Annotated in this window: 13 protein-coding genes; 8 read left to right on the top strand and 5 right to left on the bottom strand. The window is 44.5% G+C overall.

The genetic code is table 11. The annotated features are described in order from the left end of the window. Nucleotides 1-34 precede the first annotated feature (34 nt). Nucleotides 35-544 (bottom strand): helix-turn-helix domain-containing protein, encoded by a 510-nt coding sequence (locus NXH67_RS15330; protein ID WP_022779156.1) that lies wholly within the window; start codon nt 542-544, stop codon nt 35-37. A gap of 422 nt (nt 545-966) precedes the next feature. Between NXH67_RS15330 and NXH67_RS15325 the strand changes: the two genes are divergently transcribed. From NXH67_RS15325 to NXH67_RS15315, 3 genes are all read left to right on the top strand, one after another. Then, nucleotides 967-1,422: an ACT domain-containing protein gene (locus tag NXH67_RS15325; RefSeq protein WP_022779157.1), complete on the top strand. Its 456-nt coding sequence runs from the start codon at nt 967-969 to the stop codon at nt 1,420-1,422. A gap of 57 nt (nt 1,423-1,479) precedes the next feature. Continuing rightward, nucleotides 1,480-2,688, top strand: a complete 1,209-nt coding sequence (locus NXH67_RS15320; RefSeq protein WP_026668772.1) for a homoserine dehydrogenase — start codon at nt 1,480-1,482, stop codon at nt 2,686-2,688. Nucleotides 2,689-2,787: 99 nt separating this feature from the next. Then, complete coding sequence (locus NXH67_RS15315; RefSeq protein ID WP_272797950.1) at nt 2,788-4,107, top strand: aspartate kinase; 1,320 nt, start codon at nt 2,788-2,790, stop codon at nt 4,105-4,107. 101 nt (nt 4,108-4,208) lie between these two features. On the opposite strand, the gene NXH67_RS15310 is transcribed toward NXH67_RS15315, so the two are convergent. Next, nucleotides 4,209-5,018, bottom strand: coding sequence for a hypothetical protein (locus NXH67_RS15310; RefSeq protein ID WP_272797949.1), 810 nt, complete (start codon nt 5,016-5,018; stop codon nt 4,209-4,211). Nucleotides 5,019-5,372: 354 nt separating this feature from the next. Between NXH67_RS15310 and NXH67_RS15305 the strand changes: the two genes are divergently transcribed. The 5 genes from NXH67_RS15305 (at nt 5,373) to NXH67_RS15285 (ending at nt 12,917) form a co-directional block, all read left to right on the top strand. Next, nucleotides 5,373-5,885 carry a DUF6106 family protein gene (locus tag NXH67_RS15305; RefSeq protein WP_022779161.1) on the top strand — a complete coding sequence of 171 codons (513 nt, stop codon included), beginning with the start codon at nt 5,373-5,375 and terminating at the stop codon, nt 5,883-5,885. 80 nt (nt 5,886-5,965) lie between these two features. After that, entirely contained in the window at nt 5,966-7,417 is a 1,452-nt protein-coding gene (gene guaB / locus NXH67_RS15300; RefSeq protein WP_022779162.1) for an IMP dehydrogenase, read from the top strand. Between the two features lie 51 nt (nt 7,418-7,468). After that, nucleotides 7,469-10,198, top strand: coding sequence for a putative bifunctional diguanylate cyclase/phosphodiesterase (locus NXH67_RS15295; protein ID WP_272797948.1), 2,730 nt, complete (start codon nt 7,469-7,471; stop codon nt 10,196-10,198). Nucleotides 10,199-10,329: 131 nt separating this feature from the next. Then, nucleotides 10,330-12,036: a glutamine--tRNA ligase/YqeY domain fusion protein gene (locus tag NXH67_RS15290; protein ID WP_022779164.1), complete on the top strand. Its 1,707-nt coding sequence runs from the start codon at nt 10,330-10,332 to the stop codon at nt 12,034-12,036. A 26-nt stretch (nt 12,037-12,062) separates the two neighbouring features. Continuing rightward, nucleotides 12,063-12,917, top strand: coding sequence for a DUF2225 domain-containing protein (locus tag NXH67_RS15285; RefSeq protein ID WP_022779165.1), 855 nt, complete (start codon nt 12,063-12,065; stop codon nt 12,915-12,917). An 80-nt stretch (nt 12,918-12,997) separates the two neighbouring features. On the opposite strand, the gene NXH67_RS15280 is transcribed toward NXH67_RS15285, so the two are convergent. The 3 genes from NXH67_RS15280 to NXH67_RS15270 all read right to left on the bottom strand — a co-directional run bounded on the left by NXH67_RS15280 (nt 12,998) and on the right by NXH67_RS15270 (nt 15,025). Next, on the bottom strand, nt 12,998-13,333 hold the full coding sequence (locus NXH67_RS15280) for a hypothetical protein (RefSeq protein WP_022779166.1): 336 nt from the start codon (nt 13,331-13,333) through the stop codon (nt 12,998-13,000). 77 nt (nt 13,334-13,410) lie between these two features. Continuing rightward, the gene (locus NXH67_RS15275) at nt 13,411-14,346 is read right to left on the bottom strand and encodes a carbohydrate kinase family protein (RefSeq protein ID WP_022779167.1); all 936 of its coding nucleotides are present in this window, start codon (nt 14,344-14,346) and stop codon (nt 13,411-13,413) included. Between the two features lie 31 nt (nt 14,347-14,377). Next, nucleotides 14,378-15,025, bottom strand: a complete 648-nt coding sequence (locus NXH67_RS15270; RefSeq protein ID WP_022779168.1) for a TetR/AcrR family transcriptional regulator — start codon at nt 15,023-15,025, stop codon at nt 14,378-14,380. Nucleotides 15,026-15,175 lie beyond the last annotated feature (150 nt).

Raw genomic sequence — 15,175 nt, 5'->3', positions numbered from 1 at the left:
GCAACGGCCTTAATAATTTTATTTACCAAAAGAATTATTTCTTCATAAGCTGGTCGAGCTTATCCTTATCAAGCTTGCCCTGAGCGATGGTATTGGCTACCCAGATCTTCAGAGATTCAACGGTTGAATCGATCTGATCGAGATTCTTCTGGATATCGGCAAAGTCTGAAAGTTCGTCATCGGATACTATTCCGTCTGCTGTGATGTCAATAAGACGGTTCTTCTGATTCTCGAGAGAATTCAGTGATGAGAGCATACCAAGAACGATCTCTGAAAGAGATGAGAGCCTGGCCTCAGGAACTGAAGTACGTCCGATAGCGCACTCGTGAGTACAATAGTAGTTACAAAGCTCCGGTTTCTTGTAGGCCTTAGCCATTGAAACAACATCCTCCGGATAGATGCTGGTCTTACCTGTTTCCATTTTTTCAAGAGAACTGTCGCTTATTCCTCCGAGGAGTTCGCTGGCCTGGGCTCTTGTAAGTCCTGCCTGTTCCCTGCTCTCAAAAAAGATATTCTTATCTTCTCTGATTGATCTTTTCCCCATGATACACCTCCTAAAACACATAAATACTTGTATAACGAAATAATACTGATAAATCCCCTCTAATGGAAAAATAAATACGCTTTATTCGCCAACGTACTTATTTAAACATATAAAGACAAAACTTACAATATTATTATCAAAAGAAACGCAAACAATACAAAAACTCTCCTTATTCTCTCTCTGTCTACGGTTTCTTTTGATAGCCAGTATATGTGGTGTTCCATATTTTATAATGTAAAAAAGCTGTATGCCGCAACCGCCATACAGTTTTTTTCGTTGCAGAAAAAAGTATTCTTGGCAATGTTACCAAAGGGATTTGAAAAAGGACTTCAATATTTATAGAAATTACCGCTTGCCTTCATGACTTTAGTGTGTTAAACTCTTTCAGGTGAACACAAATGTCCGTGGAGGAAAAACATTAAATGCAACAGGACTCAGGTTACTATGTAATCAGAAAACAGGCGGTGCCGGAGGTACTTCTCAAGGTCGTTGAGGCTAAGAAGCTTCTGGAGTCCGGGAAAGTCAAGACGGTCAATGATGCCGTGGCATTCCTTGGAATCAGCCGCAGTTCTTTTTATAAATACAGAGATGATATCTATGAGTTCCACGACAGTCTTCAGGGGACGACCCTTACTCTTACATTCCAGATGAATGATGAGGTGGGACTTCTTTCATTTGTACTTAATCTTATAGCAGAGTTCGGTGCTAATATTCTTACGATTCATCAGTCAATTCCACTGAACGGGGTGGCATCAATATCCATTACGATACAGGTACTTCCCACCACCAGGGATATCATGGACATGATAACTCTCATGGAGGCCAAGGAAGGTGTACACAAGGTTCACATTACGGGACGAAGCGCATCGATTTCGTAATGCGGACAATAAGTTATGAATTATGTTTTAATTATATTATAAAAGTTGGAGGTCATGATGGCAAAGATAGCGGTTTTGGGATACGGAACAGTTGGAAGCGGAGTGGTTAACGTGCTTGATACCAACGCAGAGGATGTGAAGCTCAGCGCAGGTGAAGCAGTTGAAGTTAAATACATTCTGGACCTTAGGGATTTCCCCGGGGACAAGCATGAGGCACAGGTTGTACATGATATCGAGATTATCTTAAATGACCCTGAGGTAGAGGTTATCTGTGAGACTATGGGTGGTCTTGAGCCTGCCTTCACTTTTGAGAAGAGAGCCCTTGAGAAGGGTAAGAGCGTATGTACCTCCAACAAGGAGCTGGTGGCAGCCCACGGCCCTGAGCTGGTGGAGCTTGCAAGACAGCATGGTGTCAGCTACCTGTTTGAAGCCAGCGTAGGCGGCGGAATACCGGTTCTTCGCAGCATCAACGATTCTCTTAAGCATGAGAAGATCGATGCAATCACAGGTATCCTTAACGGAACAACCAACTATATCTTAACCAAGATGGACAAAGAGGGCGCCGACTTTGATACAGTCCTTAAGGACGCTCAGGATAAGGGATATGCAGAGAGAAATCCCGAGGCTGATGTTGAAGGCTATGATGCCTGCAGGAAGATCGCGATCCTGGCCAGCCTTATGAGTGGCAAGCACGTTCAGTACGAGGATATTTATACCGAGGGTATTTCCAAGATAAACACAGCAGATTTTGCTTATGCAAGAAGCCTTAATATGGCTATCAAGCTCCTTGGAATGTGCAAGAAGAATTCAACCGGTTTCTACACAATGGTTGCACCTTTCCTTATTCCGATGGAGAATTCTCTTGCCAATGTAAACGGCGTATTCAATGCAATCAATGTTCATGGCAATATGCTGGGCGATGTAATGTTCTACGGCAAGGGAGCAGGCAAGAATGCCACAGCAAGTGCAGTAGTAGCTGACGTGATTGATATTCTCAAACACAGAGGAAGACATATCGCAGTTAACATGAATGCAGAGAAGGCAGATCTTGCTCCCAAGGACAGCGCAGTTCGTCAGTTCTTCGTAAGAGTTCCCGAGAATGAGAAGGACAAGCTCTTTGACATCTTCGGACCTGAGATCGATATCGTGAAGGCTCCCGAGGTTCAGGGTGAGGTTGCGGTTATTACGGACCTTATTTCCGAGAAAGACTTCGAAGAGAAGCTTAAGAAACTTGATGAGGTCAAGGGATACTTAAGGCTTTTTTGACAGACAGATTACATTGAGGCTCGATTATAGAGGCTTAGTTACAGAGATTTAGTTATAGAGGTTTAGTTAATAAAAAAGAAGAAAAAGGAAAAATAGGCGATGAAAAAGGTAGTTAAATTTGGTGGCAGTTCACTGGCAAGCGCAGAGCAGTTCATGAAGGTTGGCGATATCATAAGATCCGATCCAGACCGCAACTATGTAGTACCTTCAGCTCCCGGAAAGAGAAATTCCAAGGATACCAAGGTTACAGACATGTTGTACAAGACCTATGCATTTGCAGAGGCAGGCAAGGATTTCTCCAAGCAGTTATCTGATATCAAGGCAAGATATGATGAGATCATCAAGGGACTGTCTCTTAAGCTGAATCTGTCAGATGAATTCAAGACCATTGAGAAGAACTTCAAGGCCAAGGCAGGAAACGATTACGCAGCAAGCCGCGGAGAGTACCTTAACGGTATTATCATGGCTGCTTATCTTGGATATGAGTTCATCGACTCAGCTACTGTGGTTGCTTTTGACAAGAACGGCGAATTTGATGCGGAGAAGACCAACAAGCTTATGGCCAAGAAGCTTGAGAAGACTCCCAAGGCTGTTATCCCGGGATTCTACGGAGCATATCCCGACGGAAGCATCAAGACCTTTTCAAGAGGTGGTTCTGATATAACAGGCTCCATCGTATCAAGAGCCGTGAAGGCTGATGTATATGAGAACTGGACAGATGTTTCAGGATTCCTTGTGGCAGATCCCAGGATCATCGACAGACCGCCTCACATTGAGACCATCACCTATACAGAGCTTCGAGAGCTTGCTTACATGGGCGCGGGCGTTCTCCATGAGGATGCTATTTTCCCTGTAAGAAAAGAAGGAATTCCGATCAATATCAGAAATACCAACAAGCCTGAGGATCCCGGAACCTGGATTGTTGAGTCAACAGCAAGAAAGTCCAAATATGTTATCACCGGTATAGCAGGTAAGAAGGGCTTCTGCTGCGTGAACGTTCTCAAGGATCAGATGAACTCAGAGGTTGGATTCGTAAGAAGAGTACTGCAGGCCTTTGAGGATCAGGACATCTCAATCGAGCATGTTCCTTCCGGAATCGACACCATGACAGTCTTCGTTACTCAGGATGAGTTCATTGACAAGGAGCAGGCTGTAGTTTCCGAGATTCACAGACTGGCTCATCCCGACAAGCTTGATATCGAAACAGATCTTGCACTTATCGCTGTAGTGGGAAGAGGTATGAAGTCCACAAGAGGAACAGCGGGAAGAATATTCTCAGCACTTGCTCACGCCAGCGTCAACGTCAGAATGATCGACCAGGGCTCCTCAGAGCTTAACATAATCATCGGTGTAGAGAACCGCGACTTCGAAAAAGCCATCAGAGCCATTTACGACATCTTCGTTACAACACAGATGTGATGACAAAGGGATAAAGTAAAAGAAGCATATCATGCTCGCATGATATGCTTCTTTTATTTTATCCCTTTGTCATCACATGTTTCTACCGATGTCACAATTTCTCATTTTAAAAGATAATCTATATACTTCATATCCACATCCGTATGCTGCGAATTAATAACAACCGCCACAGCACACTCCTGACCATAGTACAGACCGTACTTGTCAACAACCTGTGATCCTGTCAGCTTGATGGCAATCGGAACCGGCTGCTCCATTGTGTCCGGAGACTGCTCATCATAGCTAAGCGTCTTGTTGTAGTTATCTGCCATTACAGCAAACTTGTTGTTCTTGTCGAACTCGCCGGTTGATATATAGGTCTGATATTCCTCAGAGGCAAGATAATCAAGATATGCCTGATCAACATAGATGAGTCTGTCACTCAAGGACTGAAGCTCCTCTTCGGAATAAACGGTCCTAAGATCAAGGAAGGTCTCCTGGTTAGCATAGAAGAGCATTGTGGGAATATCTGCAGCTATCACATCCAGCTCCTTGGCTGACATGACTGCCATGATCTTCTGACTGGTGGCTACTGTGAGCTCGTCAAAGGTCTGTGTGTGGAAGCTGGAAGTGGTATCTATCAGGCAATCGTAGGTGGTTGTATCGATGCCTGCAATTGGTGCAAATTCATCTTCCATTGCGGTCTGTGCCTCTGAGGCTCCGCAGTTGAGCATCATGGCGTAGAAACCGTAGGGCTTGTTATTTCTGATATCTCTTATTAGGATTGCCAGAAGTATGATGGCAAATATCGCCACGATCGTATGAATCTTATAATAGTCCCAAAAGTACTCAAGGTTAGCCTTAAGTCCTTTGCCTTTCAGCTTTTTTCTTTCCGCTCTTATTTCGTCGTGTACTGACTGTCCGCTTGCCATATTTATCCTTCTTTCTATAATTATTTACTCTATTGTTTAATGCGTTGTTTCCTGTGCTTTTTCTATATCTTTAACTTTGAGTTAACACAAAAGTAATTTTATTTTGATGTTAAAACATATATAATTGTAATAGGGCGTTTATGCACTTAGTCATGATTATAATTCCTAAGACAAAGGTGTCAATTGAAAATTGAAAATAAAATAGGATTTTGGTTAAAAAACATCTTGAAAGATTATCACAGATAATATAGGATATTCGTTAAATGTTGATATTTTTCACAGAGTTCTTCGAATACTTAACATGGACTTTATTCTATGGTCCGTATCTTTCATTATCAGGAGGTAATTTCAGGCATGGTTAACGACAACAGTTATGTTGAATGCCTAGTGGAGAGTAAGGCATCACCCCTTATGGTGGTACTTAAGTATCTTACTCTTTTTCTGGCAGTTCTATTTTTTATTGCATTTATCATCACACCTTTGGGAATAATTGCTCTTATATTAGGTATAGCCGCAGCTGTAGGATATTATTTTATATCCCTCAACGCCAGCATCGAGTTTGAGTATCAGTATTGCGACAGAGAGATCACAGTTGACAAGGTGCTTAACAAGTCCAGAAGAAAAAATGTAGGTAAATATGAAGTTGAACGTATCGAGATAATGGCTCCTTCACGTTCCTATCACCTTGATGAGTACAGAAACAAGACTTACAAGGTGCTGGATTACTCCGCAAGGGAGAAGAACCCTCAACCGGATCCAACATATACTATCATCTATGATGGCAAGGAAAAACTTATCCTTGAACCGAGCGGCGAATTCGTTGCCGCCGTTAAGAGCGTAGCACCAAGAAAAGTATTTACAGATTAATTGTTAATAAGTATTTAGGGGTAAGGTTACAGTAACTGCTGACAAGATTATAGTTTTTGGGAAGAACGGAGAGAGACAAGATGGGACAGATTATCGGTGAAGGAATTACCTTTGATGACGTACTTTTGGTGCCTGCTTATTCGCAGGTTATACCTAATCAGGTGGATGTTAGTACTTACCTGACCAAGAAGATCAAGCTTAACATTCCGATGATGAGTGCGGGAATGGACACAGTTACCGAGCACAGAATGGCCATCGCCATGGCAAGACAGGGCGGTATCGGCATCATTCACAAGAACATGTCTATAGAGGCACAGGCCGATGAGGTAGACAAGGTTAAGAGATCAGAGAACGGAGTTATTACAGATCCATTTTCACTTTCACCGGAGCACACACTGGCTGACGCAGATTCACTTATGGCCAAGTTCCGTATTTCAGGTGTACCTATCACAGAGGGTAAGAAGCTGGTAGGTATCATAACTAACCGTGATCTTAAGTTTGAGAAGGATTTCTCACAGAAGATAAAAGAGGTTATGACTTCCGAGAACCTCGTTACAGCCAAGGAAGGTATCACCCTTGAGGAGGCCAAGAGCATTCTGGCCAAGTCCAAGAAGGAGAAGCTTCCTATTGTAGATGACAACTACAATCTTGTAGGTCTTATCACTATCAAGGATATTGAGAAAACTATTAAATATCCTCTTTCAGCCAAGGATGATCAGGGAAGACTTCTCTGCGGCGCAGGTGTTGGTATTTCAGCTAACTGCCTTGACCGTGTTGCAGCCCTTGTTGATGCAAAGGTTGATGCTATCGTTCTTGATTCCGCTCACGGACATTCAGAGAACGTTCTTAAGTGCCTTAGAATGATCAAGGAGAAATTCCCGGATCTTCAGGTAATTGCAGGTAACGTGGCAACAGGCGCAGCTACCAAGGCTCTTATTGAGGCAGGTGCTGATGCTGTCAAGGTTGGTATCGGACCCGGTTCCATCTGTACAACCCGTGTGGTTGCAGGTATCGGTGTTCCTCAGATCACTGCTATCATGGACTGCTACGCAGTTGCAAGGGAGTATGGTGTACCGATCATCGCTGATGGTGGTATCAAGTATTCCGGAGATATTACCAAGGCTATCGCCGCAGGCGGTAATATCGTAATGATGGGTTCAATGTTTGCCGGATGTGATGAGGCTCCCGGTGAGTTCGAGTTATATCAGGGCAGAAAATACAAGGTATATCGTGGCATGGGTTCAATCGCAGCCATGGAGAACGGTTCAAAGGATCGCTATTTCCAGGAAGATGCCAAGAAGCTTGTTCCCGAGGGCGTTGAGGGGCGCGTAGCATACAAGGGAACAGTTGAGGACACAGTATTCCAGCTTATGGGCGGTCTTCGTTCAGGTATGGGTTACTGCGGATGTGCAACAATTGACGAGCTCAAGGAGAATGGCAGATTTATCAAGATGTCTGCAGCAGCCCTTAGAGAGTCACATCCTCACGATATCCAGATCACCAAGGAGGCGCCTAACTACAGCGCACTGTGATTGACTAACAATTTAAGATAAGCATACTAGCATATTTCTTGAGGGGGAAAAGTGCAGGATACGGTATCTTTAGAGGAACTTGAGAAGACCGCAAAAATGGGCTCCGAAGAGACTACAATGGGAGTCCTTGGGAGTTTTGCGCTCAAAAATGCCAAAGAGATACAGTCCTGGCAGGACCACTTCTGCGAGCTGGCCGGAGTATATGCTCTGTGCCTTGATGAGGATGGAGCTCCCATCAGCCACTTTTCCGGTAACCCTTCGGATGTGGAAGTAATAAGAAAATATGTAACGGATGTACGCATCCACAATATCTACAAACGCGTGTCAGAGAGCGAGCTGGAGGATCAGGCGGTGGAGATCACCGAAGTGCCTAATCTTCGGCTTGCGGCTGTGGCAGTGCGACATAACGGCATTGCCGCCGCTGTCTGGATTGTCTGCGGAGTTTTTCCTGAAGCAGACTATGAAAAAGAGTTCTTTCACTTACCGCCCATAGAATCTTTTGGGTATCAGATTTCCGAGATGAAATTTTATAAGGTTTTGGATCTGCTCCGGGAGACCCTTAATGCCCTTATTGGCGTTGAGACCTCCAGGTCTATTGCTGTTGCCAAGAGCAAGGAGTCAAGGCAGCAGGAGCTGGAGATGACCACCTCTTTCCACAGAGCTGAGACCATGACCGAGATCGTATCCCTCCTTGACAGCGATGAGACCATAGAGAACATTATGGCCACAGTACTGTCCAAGCTCTGTTCCTATCTGCAGATCAGTAACGGTTTTACCTGCAAAATTGGAACCCGAGGCCTTATGGACATAATAGTTCAGTGGACAGCTCCGGGTGTAAAAAAGATGTTCACTGATACCACGGACCAGGAAGTATGCTGGTTTCTTGGCAATGAGAAGGCTGTTGTCATATCCTCCGATACCCAGATGAATGCAGGAGAAAGAGAGCAGCTGGATCAGTTCGGAATTAGGGCGCTTGTTTCAATGCCCATTATCATCAATGGTGCTCCAAGGTTCTACGCCTGCTTATCTGAGACCAAGGAAAACCGCATCTGGTCCATCGATGATATCAAGTTCATCAATGACACCATAAGGATCCTTCAGAGTATCATAACCAAGAGAATACAGACCAATTCCCTGGCCAGCTCTTTTGCCTCACTGGAAGCGGTACTTGATAATGTAGGAAGCTCCATTTATGTAAGAGATATCGGCACGGGAGTTCTTCTTTTTGCCAACAGGAGCTTCAAAAAGAACTTTAGTAAGGAACTTGCGGAGAACAGACTAATTGAGCTGTTTGAATCAAATATTCCCTCCAGAAGCCATTCCGGCAACTACGAGGTGCATCACAAGCAGAGAGAGAAATGGTACGACGTATATTACACCAGAATTAAATGGGTGGACGGTCGTCCCGTGTCTTTGTGCGCTATTTACGATATTACAGAGAAAAAACTCTATCAGAGAAGAATAGAGCAGCAGGCCTACACAGACTTCCTGACAGGCCTCTATAACAGGATGTGCTGCGAAAAGGATCTGGCCAGATATGTGGATGAGGCAAGACAGAACGGAACCACAGGTGCACTGATGTATCTGGATCTGGATGACTTCAAGCATATCAATGACAGCCTGGGGCACCAGTACGGTGACATCCTTCTTCAGGATATCTCCAAGGCTGTGGGACGCATTGAGGGTATCAGTAACTCCTGCTACCGTATGGGCGGCGATGAGTTCGTAATCATAGTTCCTCCTGAGAGCTATTACAGAATGGATAAGATCATGGAGGAAATCAAGAATGCGTTTGCTACGCCCTGGTATCTCAAGGACAGCGATTATTACTGCACCATGAGTATGGGCGTTGTTAAGTTCCCGGAGCATGGCGATAATGTTTCTGAACTTATCAGAAAATCTGACGTTGCCATGTATGAAGCCAAGAAGTCCGGTAAGAACAGGATTGCGGAATATTCAGATAACATCGATTCCTCATCAATACACAGACTGGACCTTGAGAAAAATATGTATGATGCCATCGGTAAGAGCTGCAACGAGTTTGAGGTATACTTCCAGCCCATCATCAGCGGAGCGGCAATCGGAAACGGTGAGAAGGATGAGGAGAAGCATATTGCAGCAGAGGCCCTTGTTCGCTGGAACAGCACAAGGCTGGGCTTCCTTAATCCCGATGAATTCGTGCCTCTTGCGGAATATCTGGGGCTTATTACTCCTATCGGTAATCATGTGCTCAAAAAGGCCTGTGAATGCTGCAGACAGTGGAATGAAGCCGGCAAGGGGGACTACGCTGTCAGCGTAAATCTTTCTGTTGTTCAGATAATGCAGAACGATATAGTTGATGTTATCAGACAGTGTATAGAAGATAATCATATCAATCCCAATAACCTTATCCTGGAGCTGACGGAGCGCCTTGCCATCAACGATCTGGCAAGAACCAAGCAGACTCTTCTGGATATCAAGGATCTGGGAGTAAGGCTTGCCCTTGATGACTTCGGAACGGGATATACGGCTATTAGCAGTATCAGGGCACTTCCCTTTGATATCATCAAGATTGACAAGGATTTTGTTAAGGATGTAGCCACCAGTGAATACTCAAGGGCCTTCATCAAGATGATGGCTGAGTTGGGGCAGACCATCGGAGCTGAGATCTGCGTTGAAGGAATTGAGACGGCAGAGCAGCTGGAAGCTATCAAGGGAATGGGAGTTAAATATATTCAGGGCTTCTATTTTGACAAACCTATAAGAAGGGCTGCTTTTGAAGAGAAGTATGTATATGACTAAAGATTTTTGGTGACCCTGTGAATAGAATTTGACAATCGTTCTATGTTATAATATGGTGATATGGTTTATACCGATAAGTCTGTTTACTTATCAGTAAACCCAAAATAAGTAGAAAGTTGGTTTTATCAGCAATGGCAGAAGAAGTAATCAAGAATTTAGGCGAGAATGCCGAGGGTGATAATACACCTTCAAGACATTTCATTGAACAGGCAATTGACAAGGACCTGGCAGAGGGAGTTTACGATCACGTTCACACACGTTTCCCTCCCGAGCCCAACGGTTTTTTACATATTGGACATGCTAAGAGTATCCTTCTTAACTATGGCATGGCCAAGGAGTACGGCGGCAAATTCAACATGAGATTCGATGATACCAATCCTACCAAGGAGAAGCAGGAATTCATGGATTCCATCATCGAGGATGTTAAGTGGCTGGGAGCAGATTATGAGGACAGACTCTTCCACGCTTCCGATTATTTTGACGAGATGTATGAGGACGCCGTTAAGCTCATCAAGAAGGGCAAGGCTTATGTTTCCGAGCTGACCGCCGAGGAGATGAGAGAGTACAGAGGAACCCTCACAGAGCCCGGTAAGGATGATCCCAACAGAGACAGAAGCGTAGAGGAGAACTTAAGACTCTTCGAAGATATGAAGAACGGCAAGTTCGAGGACGGCACAGTAACTCTTCGTGCCAAGATCGATATGGCTTCACCTAACATCAACATGAGAGATCCTATCATCTATCGTGTTGCTCATATGACACATGCAAGAACAGGCGACAAGTGGTGCATCTATCCTATGTATGACTTTGCTCATCCTATTGAGGACGCCATCGAGGGAATCACTCATTCACTCTGTACCCTGGAGTTTGAGGATCACAGACCTCTCTATGACTGGGTAAAAAATGAGTGTGAGTACAAGAACCCTCCTCGTCAGATCGAGTTCGCCAAGCTCTACCTCAACAACGTTGTTACAGGTAAGAGATATATCAAGCGCCTTGTAGAGGACGGTATCGTTGACGGATGGGATGATCCCAGACTTGTAACCATCGCATCCCTTAGAAGACGCGGGTTTACTCCCGAGTCCATCAAGATGTTCGTTGATATGTGCGGTATCAGTAAGGCCAACTCAACAGCTGAGTATGCAATGCTTGAGTACTGCATCAGAGAGGATCTTAAGCTCAAAGCTAAGAGAATGTGCGCTATTCTTGATCCTGTTAAACTCATTATCGACAACTATCCTGAGGGCGAGACTGAGTACCTTGACATCGAGAACAACAAGGAAGTTCCCGAGATGGGCAAGCGTCAGATTCCTTTCGGCAAAGAGCTGTGGATCGAGAGAGAAGACTTTATGGAGGAGCCTCCAAAGAAGTACTTCCGTCTGTTCCCCGGCAACGAAGTAAGACTTATGAATGCTTACTTTGTGACCTGCACAGGCTTTGAGAAGGATGAGAACGGCGTTGTGACAGAGATTCACTGCACCTACGACCCTGCAACCAAGGGCGGCGACAGCCCAGACGGAAGGAAGGTCAAGGGAACCATTCACTGGGTTGCCGCAAAAGAGGCAGTTACAGCAGAGGTTCGTCTGTATGAGAATATAATTGATGAGGAGAAGGGCGTATATAACGAGGATGGATCACTTAATCTCAATCCCAATTCCATCACCGTTATCAAAGAAGCTAAGCTGGAGCCTGAACTTGGTAAGGCAGTAGCTTACGATAAATTCCAGTTTGTAAGAAACGGATTCTTCTGCGTAGACAGCAAGGATTCCAAACCTGGAGCTCCTGTATTTAACAGGATAGTATCACTTAAGAGTTCTTTTGTATTACCTAAAAACTGATCAGCTTAAGAAAAGAGGTATAGGTTATGGGTATTTTTTCCGGACTTGAGAAACTTGGACTTGGTGGCATCGGCAAAGGGGAACTTTTTGAGGATCCTAAGAAGAAACAGACAACGGTTAAGAAGGAAGAAGCTCCTGTTAAGAAGTTGTCTCTTGTAAATGAAGAGGATTATCTATTCGACAAAAAATACAAATGTCCTGTCTGCGAAACTGATTTCGAGGTCAAGACTGTAAGAACCGGTAAGGTCAGAATGAAAAATGTTGATATCGACCTTCGCCCGGACTACGATGAGCTTGATCAGAACAAGTATGATGTTATCGCATGCCCTGACTGCGGCTATGCAGCCCTTGGCAGGTATTTTACTACCTTGAACAAATACCAGATCGATGATATCAGAAAACAGATCAGTATGAACTATAAGAGGATGGAAAATGAAGGCCCGACCTATTCCTATGATTATGCCAGGAGCCTGTATCAGCTGGCCCTTGCCAATGCAATGGTCAAGAAGGCCAAGAACAGTGAGAAGGCCTATATCTGCCTTAAGACTGCCTGGGTTATAAGAGGCGAGACCCAGCGCCTTGATCCTTCGGAAGAGGGCTATGAGAAGAAGAAGGAAGAGAACGATGCACAGGAGAAGGAGCTTCTTAAGAACGCTCTGGACGGCTTCGTTATGGCAAGACAATCGGAGGAATTCCCCATTGCCGGAATGGATTCCTCTACCCTTGATTATCTGGTGGCTGCCCTTGCGGTGGAGACAGATCAGAGGGATATCGCCAGCAAGATGATAGGAGAGATCCTTATCTCCCGTGTGGCCAATTCCCGTATCAAGGACAAGGCCCGTTACCTCAAGGAGATGCTGGCAGAGAAGGACGACGAGTAAGATCAGATATTAAGACAATAAAAAAGCGGTATGGTCCATCGGATCATACCGCTGTATTTGTATTGTAAGAAATTCAGAAATTACTTCTCGTCGTCGAAGAACTCTTCTGACTCATCGGGCTCATCACTGTCTTTCTTATCATCTGAAGAAGCCTGTTTAGCCGGTTCTGTCTTGTCTGATTCTTCTGCTTCATCACCGGATGTGATATCTACATATTTTCTGGAGCCGAACTTGAAATCTGAGGTAGTGTCGAAGTCGTCATCCTCAAAGTCATCGAAATCATCGAAGTCGTCATCATCGAAGCCCTCGGCAATACGCTCATCTCTCTTGGTCAGATAATAGTAAATTCCTGCGAAAGCGGCCCCCACAGCAGCACAGAACAAAAGGAATTTGCCAAACCCGTTATTTTTAGACATAATGATATCCTCCTCTTTTGAAAACACTAAAGTCATTTTAATACAAAAATCGGGCAAATGAAAGAGGTTTTGAGAAGTTAATCATTAGTCCACTCATTTTTCTTGATGCCCCAGATCAGATTACGCCACTGTTCAAGCTGCTCCGTGGTCATGAAACCATTGGAAGTGCCCATGTAGCCTATCTTGTAGGAGGCAAACAAAAGTGCATTCTTGATGGCATTAACGCTGTCGCCGGTCTCCATGTAATAGTGAAGGAAGCAGGCAAACAGGGCGTTTCCGGCACCTATTGTATTAACAACCTCGTTGGTCTTAACTGTTTTGTAATGAACTCTCACGTCCTTGGTCTTGTCAAAGAGGATAAGACCTTCACGGCCCTGTCCCAGAATAATGATCTCTGTTCCGTAGGTGGCGGCCATTCTGTCTATGAATTCGTAAGGATCTTCATGGAGTGTGTCGTCGCTGAAGTAGAGAACCTTGGCGGGCTCAAGGAAGTCAGTGTTGTATTTTTCCTTTTCAGGGTTGTAGTTTCTGATATTTACGGCGATGGGTTTATTATGCTCAACGGCTGCCTTGGCAAAGGGACGGCAGAAGTTGGCATTGGCAAGGATCATCATATCGCAGCTCTCAGCTATGGGAGTCACCATTGACATGTCATATACGTTGTCACGAAGATCCTTGATATCCTCAAAAATCTGCTGCTTCCTGTCTCTGTCATAGAGAACCACCTCAGTGGGGGTCTCTTTCATCTGAGGAATGATATAATCGGTGGACAGGGTTATCTTTCTGTCCGGAGGATTGATGATGCTAAGGTCCTGATTTCTGCCAACGATGGACATAAAGGTAACATCATCTCCAAGCCACTTAAGTGCCAGGGACTCATTGTAAGCATCTCCGCCCACAGCTGTAAAAATGGAATCATTCACGCTGGTAAGCGGTGCATAGCTAACGGGAATCTTGTCCACCCTGACGATGGTCTCAATCTGTGTAACGCCTGCAACTAAGAACTTACTCATGTCAGCCTCCTTGTTTTGCAGATGTCCTGTTTTAGCCTTGTTCCTTTTCATAGGACATTTGCTTAATCATATCTATATATTCCTCTGCTTCCTCAAGAAACAGGTCAGATCTGAAGTTTTCGCTCTTTACATTCTTAAGAAGAATTCCTTCAATGGTATAATCCAGAATCTCTCCGATCTTAGCGTAGTCAACGCCGGGGGCAAAGCCGGTGATATCAGCTCTCTCCTTAAGAGCCACCATGATCCTTCTGTATTTGTCCCTTCTCTCGGTTATCTCCGCAACAGCTTCAGGGTGGGTCTCCTCATCGGCTCTGTCAAGGAAGATGAAGATATAAGGATACTGGGACATGGCAGCAGCCTTGGCGGAGGTTATCTGATTATAGAGTTCAAAATAACGATCCTCATTTTTTTCCACATTCTGAGTAAGCTCTAAGGTCACGAATCTTGTGGCATAGTCGTACAAGAAGGCGTAGAGCCCGATCTTACTTACAAAATAATGGAAAAGAAGTCCCTTGCTGATGCCCGCATGCTTAACAATCTCGTCGGTGCTGGCGTGATAGTAGCCATACTGGGCAAAGACGTAGAGAGCAGCATTGATCATGCGATCCTGTTTTTCTTTTTTTAATTCAAAGAATTTTTCATTCATAATTTCGGTCCTGTCTTCAAGCCTGTTGACCATGTTGGTCTAGTTTAAATATAGCACGGGTTGCCGCTTTCTTCAAATGAATTACCGCTTTTTTAACAATTTTAATATGTTTTTTAGCGTCTCTTGAAATCATTGCCAAAAACTGATACCATAGATTTATGGAAACGTTACCGGGAACGTGCA

Origin of the sequence: Butyrivibrio sp. DSM 10294 (assembly GCF_028539135.1) — a bacterium.
GTDB lineage: Bacteria > Bacillota > Clostridia > Lachnospirales > Lachnospiraceae > Butyrivibrio.
This window is presented reverse-complemented; position numbering and strand designations above follow the sequence as displayed.